The sequence below is a fragment of the Desulfuromonas acetexigens genome (assembly GCF_900111775.1).
In the GTDB taxonomy this organism is placed as follows: domain Bacteria; phylum Desulfobacterota; class Desulfuromonadia; order Desulfuromonadales; family Trichloromonadaceae; genus Trichloromonas; species Trichloromonas acetexigens.
Map to the genome: position 1 here is coordinate 39,675 of NZ_FOJJ01000037.1, position 25,030 is coordinate 64,704.

The following is a 25,030-nucleotide window of genomic DNA, read 5'->3' on the forward strand; positions in this document are numbered from 1 at the left end:
AAAGGAAAAAGGATCGAGGAAAAAGGGTTCATCCTTTCTCCTTTTTCCTTTCTCCTTTTTCCTGTGTTTACGCCCTCATATTGACGAATTGCAGCTCGATGTCGAAGTCATGCCCCTTGACGGCCTGGATGACCTCCTGCAGATCGTCGATCTTCTTGCCGGAAACCCGCACCTGATCGTCCATGATCTGGGCCTGGACCTTGAGCTTGGTCTCCTTGATGAACTTGATGATCTCCTTCCCCTTCTCGGTGGAGACCCCCTGGACGATGGCGACCCGCTGCCGGACCGCCCCCCCCGAGGCCGGCTCCTTCTTGCCGTAGTCGAGGCATTTGGGCGAAACATTGCGCCGCACCAGCTTGCCCTTGAGTACGTCGATCACCGCATCAAGCTTGTAGTCGTCGGCGCCAAGCAGGACGATGGCGTCCTTTTCGAGGTTGATTTCGTTGTGTGTCCCCTTAAAATCGAAACGCTGGTCGATCTCCTTGCGCGTCTGATTGATGGCGTTGTCAATCTCCTGCAAATCAACTTTGGAGACGATGTCGAAACTGGGCATGGTTCACTCTCCTCCTGCGGAAAAAATCTCCGGCGAAAGGCAACAATCCCGCCGAATCAATAGCTTGTAACACAACTGCAGCGCGGATGAAAAGCCTAAATCCCGCCGCCGAAGGAAACGCCCCGCCTCCTGACGGAAGCGGGGCGTTTGTAAAGACCAGATGGGCGAAATCAGTGGAACCTGCTGAAAAACCATTGTCGCTCAAGGCTGAGCAAAAATGTCCAGATGCAAGGCGCCCGAAATTCGAGGAGTGAGGCGTACCGAAAGGTACGTCGCAGCGACGAGAATGAGGGCAACGCCGCAGATGAGCGTTTTTCCTCAGCCGGCTTAAAAGCCCCCCTCGTTGGACGGTCGTATCACCTCCACCCCGGCGGGAAGAATGAAACGGAAGGTGCTGTCGGGGATGCCCCGGTTGACCCGGGGGGCGCTGAATTCGATGATCGTTGAATTACCACTGGGGTCGAAGACGGTACTCGACAAGAGCGGAAAGATGTCGCCGAAGCTGGCCGGACGCCCCGAAGGCGCCACCGCCTCGCGGTTGACCACCAGCAGCAGGCGCTGAATCATTGGCGAGGCGCGCCGGGGGCTCAGTTCGAGGATGAAGTTGCCATCCAGGTCACGATTCGGCTCGGCCCAGCCGATCTGAAAATCCCGTGAGAGGTTGCCGAGGCCGGTGAGAAAGGTCACCGGATCGTCGGGGCGGGACTGAGCGGCCAGTTCGATCTCCGATTGAATCACCTGGTTGTTGTCCGGCAGGTAGACCCAGACGGTTTCCCCGTCGGAGACGATCTCCTGGGTGGTGGGCTGGTCGTAGTCCCAGCGGAAGAGGGCCTTCGGCACCCGGTCCCCGCGGTTGTGGTCAAACTTCACCAGGACCCGGCCGCGCCCGTTCTGCACCCGGTCGAGGGAGACGATGCGCGACTCCTGGAAAAAGTCGGCCTCGAAGTCGCGAATGGCAAGATCCTTGGGCGCGTTCGCCTGGAAGGGCTCCTCGACGGCGCGGATCACATCGCTCATGCCGATGCGCGTCTCCTCGGCCCAGGCCGCTCCCGCGGTCGCCAGCCAGCAAAGTAAGGCCGTAAGCAGTAAGTGTTTCATCTTTATCCTCCGGATTATTTCTTAGGTATGGGTCGCGGCGCCTTGCAGCGTCGCCGGGAAAAAGCTGAATGTGCAGATTAACAGAAGATGGGGGGTGCGGGCTACGGGAATTTCGTTGCCGCCGGCCTCAGTCCGGGCGACCGCCTCCGGCGCTGTCGAGAATCGCTTCCAGGGTGGCGGGATCAGGCAGGATCAGAAAGTGGCCGCGAATCACCTCGGGAAGGGACGCCTCGCCGTGAAACTCGGTCTCGACCAGCAGCGCCCGCTCCCCCGTCTCTCCCAGCTCGCCAAGAATCTGATCGAGCACCGCGCCGGCCATGTCCCAGGCCAACTGGGGGACGGAGGGCAGGAGCGGCATACCGAGCATGCCGCCAAGGGCGACGAGATAGGCCGAGGCGAGAATGTTGCCGACCTCCTTGAGGGCCGAGGCGCCCAATTCGTCCAAAGGTTCCGCCGCCCGCCCGCCGAGCAGTCGTTCCAGCAGAGCGCGGGCGCTGTCGCCGGGGAAGACCAGCAGCAACGTGCCCGGGGTCGGGCCATTCATGGCCAGCCGGATCCCCGCCACCTCCGCCTCGGGGCCGCCGACCAGCTCGGGGATGTCGCTGATCTCGACCATGGCGATGCGCGGCACCCGCAAGTCGATGCGCGTCTTCAGCATGCGCGAGAGGGCGGTGGCCGCGTGCCCCATGCCGATATTGCTCACTTCCTTCAAGGTGTCGAGCTGAGCCGGGCTCAGGGTCGAAAGGTTCATGGGGTGACTCCGCTTCGCCCGCCGGACGCTGTGCCCTCGTCGAGCAGGCCCTGGGGATCGATGATAAAGACGATGCGGCCGTCGCCGAGGATGGTGGCGCCGCTGACCCCGGCGATGCGGTCGAGGGGAAAAGCCAGGGATTTGACGAAGGCCTCGCGCTGGCCGACCAGACGGTCTACGACCAGGGCGATCTTGCGCCCGCGCGCCTCGCTGACCACCACCGGGATCGTCCCGGCGACGGGCTTTGCCGGTTGCCGCAGCATCCGCCGCAGGGAAAGGAGCGGCACCAGTTCGTTCCCCAGCGGCACGACCATCTGCCGCCCCGAGGAACGGATTTCCGCCCGCTCCAGCTCCAGGGTGCGCAGCACCCGGGTGATGGGCAGGGCCAGCAGTTCGCCGCCGCACTCCACCAACAGCAGACGGATGATCGCCACCGACAGGGGGAGGCGCAGCTGGATGCTCGTCCCCCGCCCCCGTTCGGAAGCGATCTGTAGGGTGCCGCCGAACTGCTCGGTCACGGCCTTGACCACATCCATACCGACCCCGCGCCCGGAGGTTTCGCTCACTTCGGTGCGGGTCGAAAAGCCGGGCAGGCAGATCAGAGGAAAGAGATCGCGCTCGACCATCCGCCGCGCCTGCCCCGGGGAGAGGAGTCCGGCGGTCACCGCCTTGCGGCGGATCGCCTCGGCGTCGAGGCCGCGCCCGTTGTCGCGCACCTCGACCAAAACCAGGTCCTTCTCCCGGCCGGCGCGGATCTGAACCTCGCCGCGCTCGTCGATACCGTGGTCGACGGCGTTGCGCACCAGGTGCATCAGCGGATCGGCCAAAGCCTCGAGAATCGAACGGTCAAGCTCGACCTCCTCCCCGACGATGCGCAGGGCGACCTCCTTGCCGGACTGCTGTTCCAGCTCGCGAACCATGCGCGGCAGCCGCCCGGTGATGCTCGCCAGGGGCATCATCCGCACTTGCAAGACATGGTGATGAAGGTCGGTGATCAGCCGGGTCAGTCGTTCCAGACCATCGCGCATGTCCTGATCGCGTCCATCGTTGTAGGCGGCCTGCAACATGTAGCGGTTGGTGACAAGCTCCCCGGTGAGATTGATGAATTGATCGAGCAGGCCGGTGCGCACCCGTACCGTCCGCTCCCGGCTTTGGCGGGCCGCCGGCCGAAGGCGCTCGACGACGCAGGAGACCCGGGCCACGTCGGGCATAGCGAGCAGCAGATCCTTGATCTCCTGGGGCGCCCGCCAGCTTTTCAGCCGCAGTTCCAGACGGGGAACCGCCCCCCCTTGCAGCAGCTTGCGCTCGTCCGGGTCGGCGTCGAGCACCTCCCCCTGCGCGGCCAGCTCCCGCAGCATCAGTAGGGCGCGGGCGGCGGGGGCGACTGCTCCTGACACCAACTCGATGACGATTTTCAGGATTTCCTCGCCGCTCGCCACCGGGATCGTAACCGCCCCATTCTCAAGAGCGACCGCCTCGGTCCCCTCTACCGCCGGTGCCATCGGCGGCGGGGCGGAGGGGGGCGCGGCGGCGGAACCGGCGATGAAGGGGCGCACGTCCCGCTCCGGTCGCTCAGCGGTGAGATCGTCGATCAGCCCTTCGAGCAGGTCGACCCCGGCCAGCACCCGGTCGATGGCGGTCGCGGGGATCGCCCCGCCGGCGCGGAAGCCGGAGAGAAAATCCTCGAGATGATGCCCCAACTCGGCGGTGGCGCGGTAGCCCATGGACGCGGCCATCCCCTTGATGGAGTGGGCTTCGCGAAAGAGGGCATCGAGCCCCTCCCGGTCGTCGGGGGACTTCTCCAGTTCGACCAGCAGCCGCCCCATAGTCTGGAGATGCTCCCGGCTCTCGGAGAGAAACATATCGCGGTACTTGGACATGTCGATGGCCATCGCCGTCCCGCTCCCCCTTGCCTGTCGCCTAAGCGCGCTTGACGACGCGCCGCGCCGTTTCGAGCACCTTCTCTTCACTGAAGGGCTTGACGATAAAATCCCGGGCGCCGGCCTGCACCGCTTCGAGAATCAACGCCTCCTGGCCCATGGCGCTGCACATGACGACACAGGCCTCGGGATCCTCGCGGCGGATCTCCGTCAGCGCCTCGATGCCGCTGACCAGGGGCATGACAATATCCATGGTCACCAGGTCGGGGCGCAGGCGCCGGTACTGCTCCACCGCCTCACGGCCGTCGGCGGCTTCGCCGACCACCTCGTACCCCCCCTTGATGAAAAGATCCTTGAGCATGCCGCGCATGAACAGGGCATCATCGACAATCAGAACCCTCAATCCCACTCCGATGTTCCTTTCCGTTTCACAGACTTTCCAACCGTCCCAGCAATGTTTTGAGATCGAGCAGGTTAATCATTTCCCGCCCCTGCGTGAGCACCGCCCGAATGCAGCTTTCCCGGGTCTGTTCCTCGCGGGTCGGCAGCAACGACTCCGGAGCGAACGGGACCACCCCACGCAGAGCCGTCACCGCCAGGGCCAGGTGCGCGACCGCCGGGGAGAGAACGAGAACGCGGGCGTCGCGCTTGCCCGGAGCGAAGTCGAGAAAGGCGGCAAGGTCGAGAACCGGCAGGATGCTGCCGTGAAAGTTGAGGGCGCCGGGCATCGCCGCCGGGGCCCGGGGGATGGTGTAGAGGGGGGGCGCCTCGACGACTTCCTGGATATGGGCGATCTCCAGACCATAGAGCTCGCCACCGAGGCAAAAGGTAAGCAGTTGTTCCATGTCCCGCTCAGCCCTTCGCGCCGTCCAGACGGAAGCGTTCCACCGCCTCCAGCAACTCTTCCGCCAGTTCGGAAAGCCCTTGGGCGGCGTCGGCCATCTCTTCCATGGAAGCGGTCTGCTCCTCCGTCGCCGCCGACACTTCTTCCGTCGCCGCCGCGTTATCTTCGGCGATGCGGGCGATTTCCTCGACAGCGGCAACCATGCCGGAGGCGCCGTCGGTCTGCCTCTGCGCCATTTCGCTGATACCCATGGTTTTGGACTGGGTGTTCAGAGCGGCGCCGATGATCGCCTCGAAGGCGCGGCCGGTATCGTCGACCGCCGCCCGCCCGGCGTCGAGATCCTGGACGCTGGCTTTCATCGATTCCTGGACCTTGCCCGCCTCTTCCCGAATCGTTTCGATGAGCTGGGTGATCTCGGCTGCCGAAGTCTCGGTCGAATCGGCCAGCTTGCGGATCTCCTCGGCGACCACGGCGAAACCGCGTCCGTACTCCCCGGCGCGGGCCGCCTCGATGGTGGCGTTTAAGGCGAGCAGGTTGGTCTTGCCGGCGATGCCGGTGATGACCTCGACGATCTTGCCGATCTTCTGCACCTGGGCACCGAACGCCGCCACTTGTTGGCCATTGCACTCGACCGTCTCCAGCACCTGCTTCATGCGGCCGATGGTCGCCTGGGAGAGCTGGCCGCCGCGCTGAGCGGTGGCGGCGGTCTCGCTCGCCGACTGAGACGCCTTGCTCGCCGAAGCGGCGATCACCTCGACGGAGGCGGCCATTTCCTTGATCAGGGTGGAACTCCTCTCCACCATCTCCGCCTGGGTTTCCGCCCCCTTGCTGATCTGCTCGATGGCCTTGGAGATTTCGTGGGACGACGCGCTCATCTGCTCGGAGGTCGCCGAGAGTCCCTGGGCGGAGTCGGCAACCTTGACCGAGGAGGAGCGGATGGCGCCGACCAGGGCGCGCAGGCTGTCGATGACCCGATTGAGGGAAGCGGCGAGATCGCCTGTTTCGTCGGGGAAGGCGGTCTCCGGCAGCTTGACCGGCGTGCTCAGATCGCCGTTGACCAGGGCTTCGGCGCCGGCGTTGATGACCCGGATATTGGCGGAGAAGCGGCGCGAGAAGAACCAGCCGAAGAGCAGCCCGACGAGGATGGCGCAGGCGACGGAGAAAAGCTGGCGCCACTCTTCGGGAATCCCCAGCTGGGGGACGAGCAGGTTGAGCCCGACGATGGAGGCGACCACCACGATGAACCCGACGATGAATTTGTAACTGATCTCTACACGCATCGCTCCACTCCTTGCGGCAATGACGCCGAATGATCCTCAAGCCGCCGATAGATCCGTTCCCGGGGAACCTCCCCATGGAAACGCTCGCGCGCGGCACCGAAAAGATTTTCCGCCCGACCGATGACGAGAAAGCCCCCGGGCGGCAGCGCCTGGGCAAAACGGTCGACAATCCGCTCCTGCTCGGGACGGGAAAAATAGATCAAGACGTTTCGGCAGAGAATCAGGTCGGCGCGGGGATACTCCCCCGGCGCAAGCAGATCCTGGCGGCGAAAGCGCACCATGCGCCGGATTTCGCGATCCAGCCGAAAGCCTTGCCCCTCGGCGCGGAAATAGCGCTCGCGCAGCTCCTCGGGCACCTGGGCCAGCCGTGCCGGTTCATAGAGCCCCTCCCGCGCCCGCTCCAGAATCACCGGGCTGAGATCGGTGGCGAGCAGCGACAGGGCGAGCTCGGGCGGGGCCAGTTCCCGCGCCAGCAGGGCGAGGGAATAGGGTTCCTCCCCGCCGGCGCAGCCGGCGCACCAGAGACGCAGCTCGCCGCGCCGCGTCCGCCGGGCGCGCTCGATCAGCGCGGGGAGCACCTGCCGGCGCAGATGGTCGAAGGTCGAGGGGTTACGAAAGAACTGGGAGACATGGATAGTCAGGGCCGCGAGCAGCGCCTCGGCCTCGGCCGGGTCGTCCCGCAGCCGCCGCACATAGGCGGCGCCATCGCAGCGGCAGGTGCGGGCGCGGCGCGCCACCCGGCGGCGGGCGCAGCCGTCCTTGTAATGACCGAGATCGAAACCGGCCCGTTCCAGCAGCAAGGCGCGAACTTCGGCGAAGGTCGTTTCCGGAAATTCCGGATCATCCCCGCCGGAATCTTTGCGCGCGATGCTCACCGCCGATGTCCTCAGCCCTTACCGAAGGGGGAAAAATGATTGAAACCCTTGGCCGTCGCCGCCTCGCGACCGCCGTCGGCACGCCTCAGCCAGAGCCGCCCCGGTTCCGCCGTCACCGTGCCGAGACGGGTCAGGGGCAGGCCAAGAGCGGTGGAAATTGCCGCCAACTCCCCTTCCCGCGCAGGCGGGATGGTGAAGAGCAGTTGATAGTCTTCCCCACCGGAAAGGGCCAGCTCGATCAGCTCCGGCGCCTCGGCCAGGGCCGAGCGGAAGGCGGGGGAGAGAGGGAGAGCCGCGATCTCGATTTCGGCGCCGACGGCGGAGGCCTCGAGGATGTGGCCGAGGTCGGCAAGCAGGCCGTCGGAGAGGTCGATCATCGCCGAAGGCAGGCGCGCCTTTGCTAAAGTCCGCCCCAGTTCGACCTGGGCGCGGGGGTCATGGTGGCGGGCCGCCGATACGTCGTCGGGAAGGCTGCCGTCCAGCAACCGGCGCAGAGCCAGGGCACTGTCGCCGAGGGTGCCGGAGGCGTAGATGCCGTCGCCGGACCGGGCCCCTCGACGGCTGACGACTTCGGCCGACGGCGCCGAGCCTTCCACCGTCACCGAAATCAGCAGCGGCCCCGGCGACCGGCAGGTGTCGCCGCCGACCAGGGTCGCCCCGTAGTCGCGGCAGGCGGAAAGAAAGCCGGAAATAAAGGCATCCAGCTCTTCGACCGGCAGGTCGGCGGGGATGCCGAGGCCGAGATAGAGATGGCGGGGGGTGCCGCCCATGGCGGCGATGTCGCTGACGTTGACCGAAACGCTTTTGCGCCCGAGGCGGAAGGAATCGGTCCACTCCCGGCGAAAGTGCACCTCCTCGATGAGCAGATCGGTACTGGTCAGCAGCCGTTCGCCGGGAGGCAGCTCCAGCACCGCGCAGTCGTCGCCGATCCCCAGATGAACCCCGGGGGCCCCGGCGACCGCCCGGCGGATGCGCTCGATGAAGCCGAATTCTCCCAGCTCGGCAAGCTTCATGCCGGATCTTCCAGCGCCGCCGCCAGCACCTCATCCATGGTCGAGGCGCTGACAAAGCGCACCTTTTTACGGAGATGGGGGGGGATTTCTTCCAGATCCTTGGTGTTGCGCTCGGGGATGATGATGGTGCCGATATGGGCCCGCACCGCCGCCAGAACCTTCTCCTTGAGGCCGCCGATGGGCAGCACCTTGCCGCGCAGGGTGATTTCCCCGGTCATGGCGACATCTTTACTCACCCGGCGCCCCGACAGGGCGGAAATCAGCGCCGTCGCCATCGTTACCCCAGCGCTCGGCCCATCCTTGGGAATGGCTCCGGCCGGAACGTGGATGTGGACGCTCGTCCCCTCCAGGAAATTGGCGTCAATCCCCAACTCGGCGGCGTGGGCACGGGCATAGGAGAGGGCCGCCTGGGCGCTCTCCTTCATGACGTCGCCGAGATGCCCGGTCATGGTCAGATCGCCCTTGCCCTTCATGGTACTGACCTCGACCAGCAGGATCTCGCCGCCGACCTCGGTCCAGGCCAGCCCCGTCGCCACGCCGATTTCGCTTTCGCGCAACTCCTCCTCGGGAAGAAAACGGGGGGGGCCGAGAAAACCGGCGACGGCCGTCTCCGAAACCAGCACCGGCTTTTTGTTCCCCTCGGCGAAGCGCCGGGCGATCTTGCGGCAGACGCTGCCGATCTCCCGCTCCAGATTGCGCAGCCCGGCCTCCAGGGTGTACTCGGTGATGAGCTTGAGCAGCGCCTTTTCGGAAAACCGCGCGTCCTTCGCCTTCAGCCCGTTTTCCTTGAGCTGGCGGGGAACCAGGTAGCGCGTGGCGATGGAGAGCTTCTCCTCGGTGCTGTAGCCCGTCAGCCGGATTACTTCCAGGCGGTCCTTGAGGGCCGAGGGAATGGGGTCGAGGACGTTGGCGGTAGCGATGAAGAGCACCTTCGAAAGATCGAAGGGAAGATTGATGTAGTGATCGGAAAAGGCGTGGTTCTGCTCGGGATCGAGAAGTTCCAGCAGAGCCGCCGAGGGGTCGCCGCGGAAATCGGCGCCGATCTTGTCCAGCTCGTCGAGCATGAAAACGGGATTGCAGGTCCCGGCCTGCTTGATGCTCTGCAGAACCCGCCCCGGCAAGGCGCCGACATAGGTGCGGCGGTGGCCGCGAATCTCCGCCTCGTCCCGCACCCCGCCCAGGGAGATGCGCACGAACTGCCGGCCGAGGGCGCGGGCGATGGATTTGCCGAGGCTGGTCTTGCCCACCCCCGGCGGACCGACGAAACAGAGCACCGGCCCCTTCATATCCTTCTTCAGCTTGCGCACGGCAAGGAATTCGAGAATCCGCTCCTTGACCTTTTCCAGGTTGAAGTGATCTTCGTCCAGGACCTTGCGGGCCTTTTTCAGATCGAGATTGTCGCGGGTGGCGTGACTCCAGGGGAGATCGACCAGCCAGTCCATATAGGTGCGCAGCATGGAATATTCGGCGGCCTCGGGATGCATCGTCTCCAGGCGCCGCAACTGCTTGTCGGCCTCGGCCCGCGCCTCCTTCGGCAGACCCGCCGCCTCCAGCTTCTGGCGCAGCTCGGCGATCTCCTCGGCGCGAGGGTCGGCCTCGCCCAGCTCGGCCTGGATCGCCCGCAGCTGCTCGCGCAGGTAATATTCCCGCTGACTCTTGCCCATCTCCTCCTTGGCCTGGCTCTGGATGCGGTTCTGCACCGTCGCCACTTCCAGCTCGTTGGCCAGCACGTCCTTGACCTTGCGCAACCGCTCCAGGGCGTCGACCACCTCCAGCAGCTCCTGGGCCTTGGCGACCTTGAGGCCGAGGTTGCTGGCGATGAGGTCGGCGAGGCTGCCGGGATCCTCGATATTGTCCAGCACCACCGAGACTTCCGGGGGAAAATTCTTGCCCAGCTGCATGAGCTGGGCGAGCTGGTCGCGGACCATGCGCATCAGCGCCTCGATTTCCAGGGTCGGTTCCGGAGGAGCGGACTCCTCCAACCGCTCGACCCGCGCCGCGAAGTAGGGATCGACCGAAGGAAAGCCGGTCAGGCGCGCCTTGGCCATCCCCTGCACCAGCACCTTGACCCGGCCGTCGGCGAGCTTGAGCATGCGCATGATCATCGCCACCGTGCCGACCGGGTAAATGTCGTCGGGTTCGGGATCCTCCTTGGATACATCCTTCTGGCTGGCGAGAAAGATCAGCCGGTCGCGGGAAAGGGCCGCGTCGACGGCGGCGACCGATTTATCGCGCCCGACAAAGAGGGGCAGAATCATATAGGGAAAGACCACGATGTCCCGCACCGGCAAAAGCGGCAGCACCTCGGGGATGGTCAGTTCCTTCATTTCAATGGGACGACTCAAATTAATCCTCCAGGACCCACGCCTTGCAGGCGCGGAAAAAGAAGCGCTGTAACTATCTTTTAAACCATACAAAAACCCCTATTGAAAGTCCAGCGGCAACGCGTGCCGAATGACTCCACCCCAGCGAAATAAAAAGGGCCGGCGACGGCCGACCCTTTTCCACGGTGGTGTGAAAAAGTCTACCCCGCGGGCGGACCGGCGGCGCAGACGCTGTCGCTGACGGCATCGGCGTAGTCGACGAAATTGCGGCGGAAGGCGCGGGCCAACTCGACTGCCTGACGGTCGTAGGCCTCCTGGTCGGCCCAGGTGTTGCGCGGGTTGAGCACTTCGGCGGGAACGTCGGGGCAGGACTTGGGTAGATGCAGACCGAAGACCGGGTCGGTTTCGTACTCGACCCCGACCAGGCGGCCGGAGATGGCGGCGTTGATCATCGCCCGGGTGTACTGGATCTTCATCCGTGAGCCGACGCCGTAGGGGCCGCCGGTCCAGCCGGTGTTGACCAGCCAGCAGGAGACATGATGGCGACGGATCTTGTCCTTGAGCAGATTGCCGTAGACCGAGGGGTGCAACGCCATGAAGGGCGCCCCGAAACAGGAGGAGAAAGCCGGTTGCGGTTCGGTCACGCCGCGTTCGGTGCCGGCCAGCTTGGCGGTGTAGCCGGAGATGAAGTGGTACATGGCCTGCTCCGGCGTCAGCCGGGCGATGGGGGGCATGACCCCGAAGGCGTCGGCGGTGAGCATGATGATGTTGGTGGGATGCCCGGCCATGCCGCTGCGGACGATGTTGGGGATGTGGGTCAGGGGATAGGAGGCGCGGGTGTTCTCGGTCAGGGAGTCGTCGTCGAGATCGATGCGCCGGGTGGCGTACTCCATCGCCACGTTCTCCAGCACAGTGCCGAAACGCCGCGTGGTTTCATAGATTTCCGGCTCGGCCGAGGCCGAGAGCTTGATCACCTTGGCGTAGCAGCCACCCTCGAAGTTGAAGATGCCGTTATCGCTCCAGCCGTGCTCGTCGTCGCCGATCAGCGCCCGCCCCGGGTCGGCCGAGAGGGTGGTCTTGCCGGTTCCCGACAGGCCGAAGAAGAGGGCCACATCCCCGCCCTTGCCGAGGTTGGCGCTGCAATGCATGGAGAGCACCCCCTGTCGCGGCAGCAGATAGTTGAGGACCGAGAAGATACTCTTCTTGATTTCACCGGCGTAGGAGGTGCCGCCGATGATGACGACCTTCTTTTCGAAGTTGACGATGATGAAGGCTTCGCTGCGGGTGCCGTCCACTTCGGGGTCGGCGTGGAAACGTGGGGCGTTGATGACGGTGAACTCGGGAACGAAATCGGCCAGCTCCTGGCGGGGTGCCTGGATGAACATGTTGCGGGCGAAGTGGCTGTGCCAGGCCTGGGTGGTGATGACCCGGACTTTCAGACGATAGGCGGGATCGGCGCCGGCGTAGCAGTCCTGGACGAAGATATCCTTGCCCTGGAGGAAAGCCAGCAGCTTGTGGTAAAGCCGGTCAAAGTTTTCCGGGGAGAATTCCTTGTTGACCTTGCCCCACCAGATATTTTTGGCGCTCTCCCCCTGCCGCACCACGAAACGATCATTGGGGGAACGGCCGGTGTGATGGCCGGTGGAAACGACCAAGGGGCCGAGGTGCGAGAGATGCCCTTCGCGCCGCTTGATCACCTCTTCGACCAGAGACGGAGTGGCAAGGTTCCAATAAGCTCCGCTGACGTTGCGGATGCCGTGATGCTCGAGCCCGTGGCTGCTTTCAAATTTTTCGCCGCTCATGCTTACCTCCTCGTGCCGTGACGATTTCCGGCTCCTGCCACCGGGGAATGATCATGGGAAGTTCCTAACCCCGGAAGCATAGCAGAAAAATGCAGGTTTTGGGGAAAGGGGCCGAAGACGGCCGCGCCCTAACCCCTCAGCGAGCGGCACAAGGCGAACCCGGTCTAGCGCTTGCGACGACGGCGGCGGGCACGCAGACCAAAAAAAACTCCGGCGGCAAACAAGGCCCAGATCAGGGCGGTGACGATCGTTTCACTCGATGGCATAAGTCCTCCCGGGATATGGATTTCAGGCATCGTCCGCGAACACGCATCCCGCCGCCTTGAGCCGGATCAAAAAACTCAGGATAAAAAAGGCGGGAAGCCTTAAGCTCCCCGCCTTTTTGGACTCAGCGGCTGGTTGAAACGCCGCCTTGATGATCGGAACGGCGGCTGCGATATTCGATGATCGGCGCGCTCCGCTCACCGCGCTGCTTCGTCGGGAACTCCCGCTTAGCGCGCTCCGGGCTGCGCGCCGGACGCTCGCCGGGCTTGCGCGGGGCGCCGGAACGGGACGGGGGACGGCCGGTGCGGGCCGGACGAACATCCAGCCCCCGGGTCGGCTCCAGCCCGGGAATCACCAGTTGCGGCAGGCTTTTGCCGATATAGCGCTCGATCCGCCGCAGGGCGGCGGTCTCGGCGGCGGAGGCCATGGAGATGGCAGTTCCCGTGGCGCCGGCGCGACCGGTACGGCCGATGCGGTGAACGTAATCCTCGGCGAACATCGGCAGATCGAAGTTGATGACGTGGCTGATGCTGGTCACGTCGATGCCGCGGGCGGCGACGTCGGTAGCGACCAGCAGCTTGATCCGCCCCTGGCGCAGATCGCGCAGGGTCCGGTTGCGGGCTTGCTGACTCATGTCACCGTGCAGGGCGGCAACCCGGTGCCCCTGGGCGGAAAGATCCCGAGCCAGGCTGTCTGTGTCGCGCTTGGTCGCGGAAAAGATGATCGCCTGATTGATCTCTTGGTTGGCCACCAGGTGCTGGAGAATCTTCTCCTTGTGCTGGCGGTTGTCAGTGACATGCAGGCGCTGTTCGATGGCGTCATGGGTCATCTGCCGGCCACCGATATCGATGCGTACCGGCTCGCGCAGCATGCGTCCGGCCAGATCGGCCATGGCGCGGTCGAGAGTGGCGGTGAAGAAGAGGGTCTGACGGCCGCTCGGCGCTTTGCCGATGACTTTCTCCAGATCGTCCTTGAAGCCCATATCGAGCATACGGTCGGCTTCGTCGAGAACGAGAATCTCCAGACGCGAGAGGTCGAGGGAACCCCGTTGCAGGTGATCAACCACCCGGCCGGGAGTGCCCACGACCAGATCAGGGGAATCCTGCAGGGCTTTGAACTGCTCACGATAGGGCATGCCGCCGAGGAGCAGCGAGTAACGGGTGCGCAGATGACGGCCGTAGGTGCGGGTTGCCTCGAGAATCTGGTTGGCCAGTTCGCGGGTCGGGGTCAGCACCAGCACCCGGGGGGCGCCGCGCCGCTTGGCGGCCGGCTCAGACATCAGCTGCAGGGCCGGCAGCATGAAGGCTGCGGTCTTGCCAGTGCCGGTCTGGGCCGAGGCGAGCAGATCGCGGCCGGCCAGGGCTTCGGGGATGGCGCGAGCCTGGATCGGGGTGGGAGTGGTGTAGCCACATTCTTCGATTCCCTTGAGCAGGGCGGGAATCAGGTTCAGTTCAGCAAAAGACATACGATTTCCTTCGGCCAGGCGCGGACGCACGCCGACAAGGGCGGGTCAGGCCGGGGCCAACAAAAGAGAGGTGTCCGCCGGGGGAGCAACCGATGCTCCGCGACAAGCGGCCGACACTTAAAACGATGGGGGGAAAATAGAGAGGCCCGCGGGGTTGGGCGCACATAAGCGCGCCGGGGCATTTTTCCGCGACATCGGATGGCATTCACATCGTCGCCAACCTGATTGAATGCCGCGGATTCCAGAAGAAGAAGAGCGGAGGGGGTCAGGGATCGATGAGTGGGGCAAGCGCCGTAGCGCCCGCGCCCCGGGCGAAAAATCCGCCGAAGGGTTGCACTGCCAGCGGGGCATCATACAGGATTAAAGGAGTAAGGCAAGCTTTTTCTCGGATCTTTTTTGAGTCACCAGCTAGGTTTTTCCTTTGGAATCCTCATCCTTATTCTTATCTATATCCCCCCGAAACAGATCCAGCTGCTCAAAACGGTGCGTGGAAACCTTGAAGGGCCGCTTGAGAAAGCGCGGACATTCCAGAAGCAGGACGCCCCCGGGCTGCTTGCAAGGGCGCAGGCAACGGTCGCACAGGGAATTATTACGCCCTTCCGGGATCTTCTTGGCCATCGGCGCCCTCGCGGGGAAGAGTGGGAATCAAGGGAGACTGCTATCCGGTCAGGCCGGCGGCCGCGCCAACAGTTCGGCAATGGCCTGACGCAGCCGCGCCGGTCCTTCCGGCTCATCAATGGCGATCACAATCCGCCGTTCGGGCTGGGTGTGGCTGTAGAGGGGATCATAATAGCGCAGCATCAACTCCCGCGCCAACGCCTCCCACTCCCCGGCGGCGAGCAACCCGAGGAAGCGCTCCACCACGTCGCCGCCCAACCGCTGGCGCAACGCCTTGATCGGCGGGATAAACGCAGCGCGCAGGGCATCGCGGGCCGGGTAATCCTCCAGAATCACCCGCGCCCGATAGTCGAGGGAAGCCTCGACCCACAGCGAGGTCTCCTTCTGCAGGGCCTCGTAGACCTTCAGGGGGAGGATCAAGCGCCCGATATGGCGGCTCTCCCCCTCGGCCAGGGCATAGCCCTCGGGCGGAATCTTGCGCAGGGCATCCCAGAGCAGGGACTCGAACTGCTTCTGGGATGGCTGCGGCGCCAGCCCGAGACCGCCGAAGGCGCTTCCCCGGTGGCCGGCCAGCCCTTCCAGGTCGAGGACCGGGTAACCTTCTGCCGCCAACTCCAGCAGCTGACGGGTCTTGCCGACCCCGGTCAGGCCACGCAGAACCAGCAGCCGCCCCCACTCCCCCCGCTCGAAAAAATCCCGCACCTGAGCGCGGAAGGCCTTGTGTCCGCCTATGAGCTGCCGCGCCGGCAGTCCGGCCAACTGGAGAAAGGAGGTCAGGGCCTTGCTGCGCATCCCCCCGCGCCAGCAGAAGACAACGATCGGCACCCTTCCGGCCGCTCCCCAGGCCGCCTCGACCTGTTCGATCAGTTCGGGAATCTTCGGCGAAACCAGGCGCACCCCAAGCCGCCGGGCTGCCTGACGCCCCTGGCACTTGTACAGGGTGCCGACCTCGGCCCGCTCGGCGTCGCTGAAAATCGGCACGTTGACCGCGCCCGGAATGCTCCCCTCGGCGAACTCCGCCGGCGTCCGGGTATCGACCAGCAACGCCCCCTGATCGCGCAGGGCGAGGGCTTTATCCAACGAAACGGTCAACTCTTCGAACATGATTCAACCTGATGAGGGGGAGGGCTAGGAAGGAAGGCGGAACGACGGCCGCCGCCGAACCTAGGGGGAGTTATACCGGAAAAGCCTCTAGGGGGCAAGGGCACCGCCCCCGGCGTCTTCGAAGATTTTCTCCCAGGTTGGGTAAATTTTTCATTGACAAGCGGACCATGGCACCCTATAGTACCCTTTCCTGACGCGGGGTGGAGCAGTCTGGTAGCTCGTCGGGCTCATAACCCGAAGGTCGAAGGTTCAAATCCTTCCCCCGCAACCAATCAAAGACAAAGGGATCGGCCCAGCGCCGATCCCTTTTTTTGTCTTGTGCGCCGACGGCCCTTCCCTTCGGCTAGTCGCCCTCCGCATTCGGCAGCGGCTGCATGGGCAACTCGAAGCTGACCTTGGTCCCCAGCCCCGGCTCGCTTTCGACCCAGATCCTGCCCCCGTGCGCCTCGACGAAATGCTTGGTGATGCTCATCCCCAGACCGGTGCCGCCGATCGAGGTGTTCGAGGCATCCCCCCGATAGAACTTGTCGTAGATCCGGCTGCGCTGCTCGGGGGTCATGCCGATCCCCTGGTCCTCCACGGAGACCTTGAGCCGATCGTCCGAACACTGAACGGTCATGCGGATCAACCCGCCTTCCGGCGAATATTTGTAGGCGTTGCTGAGCAGGTTGTCGAGAATCTGCTCCAGCTTGCGCCGGTCGACCCGCACCCGCCAGGATTCCTTGGGCAGGTGGAGCTTGAACAGATGGGGGCCAGCCCCATTCTGGTAGGGCCTGACCACCTGCTCGATGAGGGGGTTGAGCTCGCACTCGCTGACGAAAAGCTCCAGCGCCCGCCCCGACTCGATGCGGCTGATGTCGAGCAGGTCGTCGACGATCTTCGAAAGGAGATCGGCCTTGTCGTAGATGTAGCCGAGGCTTTGTTGTTCCAACTCGGGGCTGAGATCCTCCCGCTGGTTCATCAGCAGCTCGGAAAAGCCGATGATCGCCGCCAGCGGCGTTTGCAGTTCGTGGGCGGCGGTGGAGACGAACTCCGATTTCATCCGCTCGATCTCCCGCTCCTGGGTCACGTTGCGCAGCACGGTAATCATCCCGGAAAGGAGCCCGTCGGCGGTGAGCAGGGGGGAAGTGCTCCCCTGATAAATCCATTCGCCGCCACCGACTGCGGGAAGGGCTACGTCGACCCGGGATTCTTCCGTCAGATCCCCCCGTAACGCCTCCAGCAACCGAGAATCAAAAATGACTTGGTCTAGGGCGAGACCCTGGGAATCGTAAAGACAGATACCTAAAAGCTCTTCGGCGGTGCGATTCATGAGAATGATGCGCTGCTCGGAATCGGTGACGATGAGTGGGTCAGCCACCGACTGGAGGATGCCGTCCATCTTGCCGCGGGCATCCTCGGCTTCGGCCAGGGCCTGGCGCATGGCCTCTTCGGCCCGGATGCGATCGGTGATGTCGAGGAAACTCTCCAGCAGATACCGGCGGTCGCCGAGCATGACCGGCGCCACGGTCTTGAGAATCGGCACGGAACTGCCGCCGGCCCGTTCCAGGGAACATTCGGTGGTGTCGATACTCTTGCCGCCGTCGGTGATGGGACAACCGGCATGATCCTTGGCGCAGATGTAACTGAAGCATTCGGCGCCGAAGACTTTTTCCCGGGGGAGCTCAAGCATCTGCAAGGCATGATGATTGGCATCGACAATGCGGTGGCTTTGGGCGTCGATCAGGACGATGCCGGCCGGAACCGCCTCGAAAATCGTCGCCAGACGGGCCTTGGCGTCGGCCAGCGCCTGCTCGCTGCGAATCCGCTCGGTGATGTCGTTGTAGACCAGCACCACCTGCTCGACCTCGCCGCTCTGGTTTTTGATGGGGGAACCGACGACATCGAAATAGCGTCCGCCCAGGTGCCATTTGCGACAGCTCGCCGCCACACCGGAACGCATCACCTTATCGAAGGCGCAGGCTTCCTGCCGGGCCTCGGGGGTGCAGATCAGGCCGCCGCAACAACGACCGACCAGTTCAGTCCCTTCCGGCAGAAAGAGCTCGCGCAGCTTGGCATTATAGGAGAGGACCCGGCCTTGATTATCGAGGACCATGATGCCGTTGCCCGCGGCCTGAAAAATGGCGTCGATCTCGTCCCGCGCCAGGGCCAACTCTACGTTCGTCTCCCGCAGGTTTTCCAGAATCCGCACAAAGGTGGTGCTGACGATCCCGATGGGATCGAGGCTCAGGAGCATCTCGTCGTCCAACTCCTCGGGGCGCAGCGGGCAGGTTCCCACCACCCCCAGCAGCTGATCAACCTTGTCGCGGATATAATGGATGCTCCGCGCTTGCCAGTCGCGCAGCCGGGCATTTTCTTCCCGCAGCCGGGCGATCTCCATCTCGACGCCTGGACCAGCGGTGGCGTGAATATCGTTCATACTTGCTGCTCTTTAACGATCACGATCGTGTAATAGCCCTGCTCCTTGAGGACGCTGACCTCAAACCCCATACTCTTGACCATCGGCGGAATGGTGCCGGTGGCGTCACGGGCGTCGGTCTTCACGACCAAGCGCAAGGTTCCGGCCTTGAGCCGGTCGAAGTTGCCGTTGACTTCCTTGAGCGTCGTCAACAGGGTCGATGGGCAGACCTGCCCGCGAATGTCCAGTTCCAGTTCGTCCATAGGGGTCGCCGTCATAGGCCCTCCTGTCCATCATCAAATGACAAATTTACGCAGCAGCCGACTCCCCAACCAGGCTCCGGGAAAAAGTCCGGCGACAAAGAGCAGACTTTGTCCGGCAAGAATGGGCAGCCCGCCCATGAGATGCCAGACGTTACAGGCCGGCGCCATCCGCGCCGAAAGTCCCATCAGCGTACCACCAACAAAAGCCCAAAGACACTGTTTAATCGGGACGCGAGTGTAAAACCGCCACTCCCCCAAACGCAGCGCCGAGCAGGCCGATCCGCAGAGAATGCCCGCAATCAACGGAAACTGGGCGAGGGCGATGCCGTCCAGACGCGGACCGGGACCGCCGCGCAGAGGAATGCCCCAAAGAGGATGAATGAAATTCAGTGGCTCCGTAGCGAAAAAGGCCAAATTCGCCACATGTCCGGGAATGAACAGAGCTTCCAGCATTCCGGCGAGTTTGGCGTAGGCGGTCGTCACCCCCATGGGCATGCCGATGACCAGGGCCGATGCGCAACTCAAAAGGGCCAGCCAAAGAGCGGCCTTCCAGGGCTGCAGATGGCCTTCGGCGTAGCTTTTCTGATGCAGCAATCCCTGCTGCCACCAGCGGCACAGAAAGAAACAAACAACAACGGCGAGCGGCGCCAGAAGCAGCGCCGGGGAAAGATCGAGCATCTGCGGCAAGGTGACGGAGGCGGAGAGAGTGCCTCGCCGCGCCAGCTTCGCCCACCAAGGGTGAATTTCGGCATAAAGAGCGCTCCCCGCCAGCAGCCCGGCGAAGGCGACCAGACTGGTCAGCCGTCCTGCGGCCATTTTGTAGAGGGTGCCAACCACGCAACCGCCGGCCAGAACCATACCGATGCCGAAGAGCAGCCCCCCCAGGGGATTGACCAGGGACGGCGGGCCAAAGAGGGGAAAGGGGACGGCCAGCAGACCGAGCAGGCGACCGACCTCATAGAGCGGCATGGCGACCACCGCCAAGAGCAGCAGAATGCGCAGCATCCGCCCCTGGCGGAAGAGAAAAAGATCGCGAAAGGCGCCGGCCAGACAGAAGTCGGAACGATGCATGACAAAGCCAGCGGCGCTGCCGATGGCAAAGAGTGTAAAAGCCAAAAACCAGATCATAAAAGGATTCCGGCGCCCCTGGGGCGCGCAGGACTATTTCAGCAGGTAACCGTCGATCATCGCCACCAGCTCGGTGATCTGCGGCTTACTGATGTAACCGTCGGCGCCGACCTGCTGGCAATGGAAGACCATCTGTTCGGTGATCAGCGAGGAGAACATGATCACCGGGATGTGCTTGAGCAAGGGGTCCTCTTTGACCCGGCGGCAGAGGGTCAGACCGTCCAGCTTGGGCATCTCGATATCGGAAATCAGCAGGTCGAAGAGTTGATCCTCACCGCCGTCGCCGTTCTTCAGATTTTTCTTGCGCACGAGAATTTCATCGTAACAGGCCTCGCCGTCGACAAAGGCACAAATCTGCGTGTAACCCGAAGAGTGGAGAATGCGCAGGATGCTCTCCCGGATGATGGCCGAATCCTCGGCCATAAAGAGGCGACATTGGCCGCGCCGTTCTTCCAGGCTGAGTTCCGTCGGCGCTGAAACAGGGACCGCTTCCGGAGCCGTGTAGGAGAGTCCCGCCTCGGGGTCGAGTTCGGCGACGATATGTTCGAGATCGACGATGAGGATCTCGCGGCCGTCGATCTCGAAGCTGCCGGTGAAACGGGGCCGATAGCGGCCGATGAAGGCGGACAGTGGCTGGATCTGCTTCCAGGAAACCCGGTGGATCTGATTCACGCCGTCGACCAGAAAGCCGTTGACACAGCGATTGAATTCACAGACCAGCACTACCTGGCGTCCGGCGGTCGGCGCCGCCTCACCGGGGTTGCGGCGCAGGTGGACATTGAGGTCGATGAGGGGGATGGTGTTGCCGCGCACCAGAAAGGTACCGACCACCGACGGCGGGCTTTCCGGCAGGATGGTGGTCTTGGCTTCGTCGTAGGGGATGATCTCCCGCAGCTTGTGAACGTTGATGCCGAAAGATTGGGAGCCGAGATAGAATTCGATGAGTTCGATCTCGTTGGTTCCGCTTTCCAGAAGAATACCCTGCTTTTCCGCTACCGTGCTCATTGCGCGACTCCTCTTCGAACGCCCGTGAAGGACGTTCAGCCGGAAAGAAATGGGAGGGGTGCGATTACCCCTCCCCGAAAGGACAAACCGTTCCGCCTGCGGCGACTACTCGTCATACCCCAGAACCAGGGACGGAGACCGTCCGCTGGAAGAGGATCTCCCCGCATCGCCTTTAATCTTGAACCGCCGCAGCATCTCTTGCATATGTGCGGCATGGGAAGCGAGTTCCTGGGCAGCGGCGGCACTCTCTTCGGCGTTGGCGGTGTTCTGCTGGGTTACCTGATCGATTTGACCGAGCCCGATGTTGATTTCCGAGATGCCTTGCGCCTGTTCATTGGAGGACGCGGCGATCTCGGCGACGAGATCGGTCACCTTGCCAATGCCACCGACGATTTCGCCAAGCGCCTCGGCCGTCTTGTCGGCGATCTGGGAACCGGAGGTAACCTTCGTGACCGAACCTTCGATCAGATCCGCGGTCTCCCGGGCAGCTTTGGCGCTGCGCGCCGCCAGGTTCCGCACCTCTTCGGCAACCACCGCGAAACCCTTGCCGTGCTGACCGGCCCGGGCAGCTTCCACCGCCGCGTTCAACGCCAGAAGATTGGTCTGGAAGGCGATTTCGTCGATCGTCTTGATGATTTTGGAGATATTCTGGCTGGAAGCGTTGATTTCGGCCATCGCCTCGATCATTTCCATCATATGGGCGTTGCCCCCTGCCGCTGACTGGCGGGCCTGTTCCGCCAGCTTGCTGGCCTGGCCGGCATTTTCGGCGTTACGGCTTGTCTGTGAACCCATTTCATGCATGGTGCTGGTGATTTCCTCCAGCGACGCGGCCGATTCGGTCGCGCCCTGGGATAAGGACTGGCTGGCATCGGACACCTGGAAGCTCCCCGAGTTGATCTGATCCCCAAGCACCTGGATCTGAGACATCACTCCATTGAGATCTTGCCCCATTTTTTTCAGAGCATTACGAATGACGTCCTGCTGATCGTGGGGATGCACTTCAAAACTCAAATCTCCGGCCGCCAATTTTGTCAAAGACCCGACAATTTCCTTTTCCAGGGTCTCGGAAAAGTCATCGATCGATGCGGCGATCTGACCGATTTCATCCTTCTGGTGCAGATGGAGGCGCTGGCCCAGATGCCCCTTGCCCAATTCCGTCATGATATGGACCAAACGCTCCAGCGGCTGCCGCACCATGCGCCCCAACAACAGTATAACGCCGAGGGTGGCCGCCAGCAGACCGCCCACGCCGGTGACAACCCCGGTCAACAGGCTGTCCTGGCGCGCTTCGCTCAAGGCGGCGGCGACCCGCTGCTCCCCTTGGCGCAGTTTCTCAAGGGTGAACCGCACATAAAGTATGCCCGACACGCTCCCCACCTTGGCGTCATCATGACATTCCAGACACTTTGCCTCCATGATCTGGGGCCGCATGACCAAAAGGGCATCGCCCTCTTCCTGCTGCACGACCTCGGACGAGGTTCCGGCAAGGCCGGTATACTCCGTCATCTTCCCTTTCCTGGCCGGGTCGCTGGTATAGTGGATAGTGCCTTGCGGGTCGGTCAAGCCGACCTCCAGGACGCCATGCACCTTTCCCAGATTTTCAATCAACTCATCGAAAACATCCATCTCTCCTCGTTCGAGAGAACCGGCGGTCCCCGCCTCCAAACTGGCGAAGACACTGCGCGCCTGATCCTGAACCCCTTCCCGCAAGGTCGTCAGGGTATCCTTGCCGCTGGCCTCCAGCAGGAGATTGCTGCGCCAAGTGCCAACCAGGGTACTGACGATAAAGACCGCCGCCAGCACCAACGATAGAAAACCGCCGACCTTCGCTTGAATACTGTTCCTGTTCAATGACATAAGGCAATCTCCTCTTTTTCTGGCCCGAACCCGCGAAACACTTCGACACTGGGGAGAATGAAAAGCAATTAACATACCATAGCGCTAAACAATCCCCCAAAAAAGCAAATGAGAACATCGCAAGCTGTTTCAGCCAGAAAAAACATCAAGAAATCAATCGGATTGCCACCGTAAGTATTCTGGTGCCTTATCAACAGAAGCGATGGCTGATTATATTCAAGCCGTCGGCAATCGAGCTATTCGAGAGAATCAAATATAATATCTGTCAAAAATTTGTTCGTACCCCGTCAATACGGCCCCCCTTCCTATCGCGAAGACCAGCCCGAATCCAACAGCGGCTGCGTTCCCGGAGCCAACATCCGGGTTCCTGCGCCTGGACCAGGCCGGTGACACAGAACAAACCGCGCCAGCATTTGGCGCAACTGCTGAGCCTGGGACGACAGTTCCTCGGCGGCGGCCGCGCTCTCCTCGGCGGTGGCGGTATTTTTCTGGGTGACGCCATCAATCTGACCCAGACCTAAATTGACCTGATTGATCCCCTCCGCCTGCTCGCTGGAGGCCGCCTTGATTTCGGCGATCAGATCACTGACCTTGCCCACCACGTCGAGAATTTCGGCAAAAGCCGACGCCGTTTCATCAGCGATGCGGGAACCGTTGCGCGTTTTCTCCACCGATCCCGCAATCAGTTCGGCCGTCTCCTGGGCGGCCTTGGCGCTGCGCGCCGCGAGGTTGCGCACCTCCTCGGCGACCACCGCGAAGCCCTTGCCGTGTTGGCCGGCTCGGGCCGCCTCGACCGCCGCGTTCAGAGCGAGCAGGTTGGTCTGAAAGGCGATTTCATCGATCGACTTGATAATGCGCGAAATGTTCTGGCCGGCAGCGTTGATCTCGCTCATCGCCGCGACCATGTCGCGCATCCGGCCATTGCCCTTTTGCGCGAAATCCCGTGCCTCGGTGGCGAGAAGATGGGCCTCGGCGGCGTGGTCGGCGTTCAGTCGGGTCTGCGCCGTCAACTCGTTGAGCGAGGCGGAAATTTCCTCCAAGGAACTGGCGGTGGTGCTCGCCCCTTCCGAGAGATCCTGGCTGGAGTCGGCGACCTGGGCGCTGGCCGCGTTGATCTGGACCGAAGCCGTCTGAATTTCCCCAAGGACGCCGTTCATATCCGCCAAGGTTTTTTCCAGGGCCTGGCGCACCCTGTCCTCTTCATCAACGGGCCGGACTTGTGCATCGAGCCGACCGGCAGCCATGGCCTGCAAGGCGCCCACGACCTCCTTTTCAAGATCCTCGGCAAAATCGTTCAAGGCGTGCGCCATGTCGCTGAACTCGTCGTTGCGCCGACCCACGTCGAGCCGGGCATGAACCCGGCCATTTTTCAAGGCTTCGGCCATGGCGACGGTCTTTTTCAGGGGGGCGAGGATGTCCCGGGCGAAACGGATGAAGAGCACGGCCACCAAGACGACGGTCAGCAGGAAGGAAACCAGCAGCAACAAGCGGGCCGCGCGAGCCTCATCCCTTAATTGGGTCTGAGCGGCCTGGGCAATGCGTTCCGCCTCGACTGTGACCCGCTCCAATTCCAGGCGGTTTTCCGCGACCCGCGCGCCGATCTGCTCGGACAGGCTGCCGAGGGTGCGGGAGATGAACCAATACATGCCGGTCATGGCGACCACCGTCGCTCCCTGCTTGCGGACGAACTCCTCGCTCCCCCGTTCGGCGGCAAAGATTTCCGGCAGTTCATATTCGAGCAGAACAGCGATGTCATTGAAGTTTTCCGCCACCTGCCGGCCCAGGGTCAAGTCTTTGGTGCCGGGCACAACCTGCTCGGCGCCAGGGATAGTTTTCACCATCTCCGCCCGCGCGGCCAGATCCCGCGCCGCCTGGAGGATCGATTCCTCGGTCACTTCTGGTTTGTGTCCGTTGGTCCCCTCCACCACCAGCTGCTGCAAGGCGATCAGCTCTTCGTTGAAGCGACTGAGCAGACGCGCCTCCTCCTCGCTGCGCAAGGCCGCTTCCGTCGTTCGCGCGTAAGCCGCCCGGGCCTCCCCTACCTGGCGCAGCGAGTCGGTCGCGGTCACCGTCAACTGGGCACTGATCCGGTAACCGATCCCCCCCAGAACCAGAAGCCCACCCAGGCCCACCACGCTGATCAGGATCATTTTACAGAAGATGTTCCAACGACGTTTTGGAGCGGCATCAGCGAACATGGGGGGAGTCTCCTGAAGAAGCGATTAACAAAACTTAATTACTTGGCATTCGGAGTTTTATCGCTGACGAAAACACTGTTTGCATAAAACATTCCCAGTGCAGAAATTCAGCAAATATCCCTGTCCGCTTCAGTAAAAACCCTGAAAAGACTCCATTCCCCGGGAAATTCCGCCATTTCACTGATCTCTTTTTCGTAATGGCGGAAATGAAAACCGGCGTGGAATGACGGCAAGAACGGAACCGGTCAGTTTTTCGACAGAAAAACACCATTTTTTTGACGGGAGGGGGATGGAATCGAACCAGAGGAGG

At 63.0% G+C, this 25,030-nt stretch carries 20 protein-coding genes and 1 tRNA gene; 1 reads left to right on the forward strand and 20 read right to left on the reverse strand.

All coding sequences use genetic code 11. The features are described from left to right. Positions 1-67 precede the first annotated feature (67 nt). The 14 genes from BQ4888_RS12450 to mnmH form a co-directional block, all read right to left on the reverse strand. A complete protein-coding gene (locus tag BQ4888_RS12450; protein WP_092057587.1) occupies positions 68-553 on the reverse strand; it encodes a YajQ family cyclic di-GMP-binding protein in 486 nt (161 codons plus the stop codon). 327 nt (positions 554-880) lie between these two features. After that, positions 881-1,651 (reverse strand): LolA family protein, encoded by a 771-nt coding sequence (locus BQ4888_RS12455; protein WP_092057588.1) that lies wholly within the window; start codon positions 1,649-1,651, stop codon positions 881-883. 127 nt (positions 1,652-1,778) lie between these two features. Then, on the reverse strand, positions 1,779-2,402 hold the full coding sequence (locus tag BQ4888_RS12460; protein ID WP_092057589.1) for a chemotaxis protein CheC: 624 nt from the start codon (positions 2,400-2,402) through the stop codon (positions 1,779-1,781). Next, positions 2,399-4,294 (reverse strand): chemotaxis protein CheA, encoded by a 1,896-nt coding sequence (locus tag BQ4888_RS12465; protein ID WP_092057590.1) that lies wholly within the window; start codon positions 4,292-4,294, stop codon positions 2,399-2,401. The genes BQ4888_RS12460 and BQ4888_RS12465 overlap by 4 nt, the downstream gene beginning before the upstream one ends. Before the next feature lie 28 nt (positions 4,295-4,322). Next, positions 4,323-4,691 carry a response regulator gene (locus BQ4888_RS12470; protein WP_092057591.1) on the reverse strand — a complete coding sequence of 123 codons (369 nt, stop codon included), beginning with the start codon at positions 4,689-4,691 and terminating at the stop codon, positions 4,323-4,325. Positions 4,692-4,710: 19 nt separating this feature from the next. Then, on the reverse strand, positions 4,711-5,127 hold the full coding sequence (locus BQ4888_RS12475; protein ID WP_092057592.1) for a chemotaxis protein CheW: 417 nt from the start codon (positions 5,125-5,127) through the stop codon (positions 4,711-4,713). A gap of 7 nt (positions 5,128-5,134) precedes the next feature. Further along, positions 5,135-6,406, reverse strand: coding sequence for a methyl-accepting chemotaxis protein (locus tag BQ4888_RS12480; RefSeq protein WP_092057593.1), 1,272 nt, complete (start codon positions 6,404-6,406; stop codon positions 5,135-5,137). Continuing rightward, complete coding sequence (locus tag BQ4888_RS12485) at positions 6,397-7,281, reverse strand: CheR family methyltransferase (RefSeq protein WP_092057594.1); 885 nt, start codon at positions 7,279-7,281, stop codon at positions 6,397-6,399. The genes BQ4888_RS12480 and BQ4888_RS12485 overlap by 10 nt, the downstream gene beginning before the upstream one ends. A gap of 11 nt (positions 7,282-7,292) precedes the next feature. Next, complete coding sequence (gene thiL, locus BQ4888_RS12490; protein WP_092057595.1) at positions 7,293-8,294, reverse strand: thiamine-phosphate kinase; 1,002 nt, start codon at positions 8,292-8,294, stop codon at positions 7,293-7,295. Further along, a complete protein-coding gene (gene lon, locus BQ4888_RS12495) occupies positions 8,291-10,621 on the reverse strand; it encodes an endopeptidase La (protein WP_092057596.1) in 2,331 nt (776 codons plus the stop codon). Before lon ends, thiL begins: the two co-directional genes overlap by 4 nt. 197 nt (positions 10,622-10,818) lie before the next feature. Continuing rightward, a complete protein-coding gene (locus BQ4888_RS12500; protein ID WP_092057597.1) occupies positions 10,819-12,420 on the reverse strand; it encodes a phosphoenolpyruvate carboxykinase in 1,602 nt (533 codons plus the stop codon). Positions 12,421-12,808: 388 nt separating this feature from the next. Next, complete coding sequence (locus tag BQ4888_RS12505) at positions 12,809-14,149, reverse strand: DEAD/DEAH box helicase (RefSeq protein WP_092057598.1); 1,341 nt, start codon at positions 14,147-14,149, stop codon at positions 12,809-12,811. 408 nt (positions 14,150-14,557) lie between these two features. Beyond that, positions 14,558-14,767: a hypothetical protein gene (locus BQ4888_RS12510; protein ID WP_092057599.1), complete on the reverse strand. Its 210-nt coding sequence runs from the start codon at positions 14,765-14,767 to the stop codon at positions 14,558-14,560. A 48-nt stretch (positions 14,768-14,815) separates the two neighbouring features. Next, a complete protein-coding gene (gene mnmH, locus BQ4888_RS12515) occupies positions 14,816-15,871 on the reverse strand; it encodes a tRNA 2-selenouridine(34) synthase MnmH (RefSeq protein WP_092057600.1) in 1,056 nt (351 codons plus the stop codon). 194 nt (positions 15,872-16,065) lie between these two features. On the opposite strand from mnmH, the gene BQ4888_RS12520 reads away from it, so the two are divergent. Continuing rightward, positions 16,066-16,142, forward strand: a tRNA-Met gene (locus BQ4888_RS12520). 72 nt (positions 16,143-16,214) lie between these two features. On the opposite strand, the gene BQ4888_RS12525 is transcribed toward BQ4888_RS12520, so the two are convergent. The 6 genes from BQ4888_RS12525 to BQ4888_RS17805 form a co-directional block, all read right to left on the reverse strand. Next, positions 16,215-18,290: a PAS domain-containing sensor histidine kinase gene (locus BQ4888_RS12525; RefSeq protein ID WP_092057601.1), complete on the reverse strand. Its 2,076-nt coding sequence runs from the start codon at positions 18,288-18,290 to the stop codon at positions 16,215-16,217. Continuing rightward, positions 18,287-18,547 carry a sulfurtransferase TusA family protein gene (locus BQ4888_RS12530; protein ID WP_092057602.1) on the reverse strand — a complete coding sequence of 87 codons (261 nt, stop codon included), beginning with the start codon at positions 18,545-18,547 and terminating at the stop codon, positions 18,287-18,289. The genes BQ4888_RS12525 and BQ4888_RS12530 overlap by 4 nt, the downstream gene beginning before the upstream one ends. Positions 18,548-18,565: 18 nt before the next feature. Then, positions 18,566-19,660 carry a YeeE/YedE family protein gene (locus BQ4888_RS12535; protein WP_092057603.1) on the reverse strand — a complete coding sequence of 365 codons (1,095 nt, stop codon included), beginning with the start codon at positions 19,658-19,660 and terminating at the stop codon, positions 18,566-18,568. 33 nt (positions 19,661-19,693) lie between these two features. Then, positions 19,694-20,665, reverse strand: a complete 972-nt coding sequence (locus tag BQ4888_RS12540) for a chemotaxis protein (protein ID WP_092057604.1) — start codon at positions 20,663-20,665, stop codon at positions 19,694-19,696. Between the two features lie 105 nt (positions 20,666-20,770). After that, the gene (locus tag BQ4888_RS12545) at positions 20,771-22,522 is read right to left on the reverse strand and encodes a methyl-accepting chemotaxis protein (protein WP_092057605.1); all 1,752 of its coding nucleotides are present in this window, start codon (positions 22,520-22,522) and stop codon (positions 20,771-20,773) included. 305 nt (positions 22,523-22,827) lie between these two features. Continuing rightward, complete coding sequence (locus BQ4888_RS17805; protein WP_092057606.1) at positions 22,828-24,720, reverse strand: methyl-accepting chemotaxis protein; 1,893 nt, start codon at positions 24,718-24,720, stop codon at positions 22,828-22,830. Between the last annotated feature and the right edge of the window lie 310 nt (positions 24,721-25,030).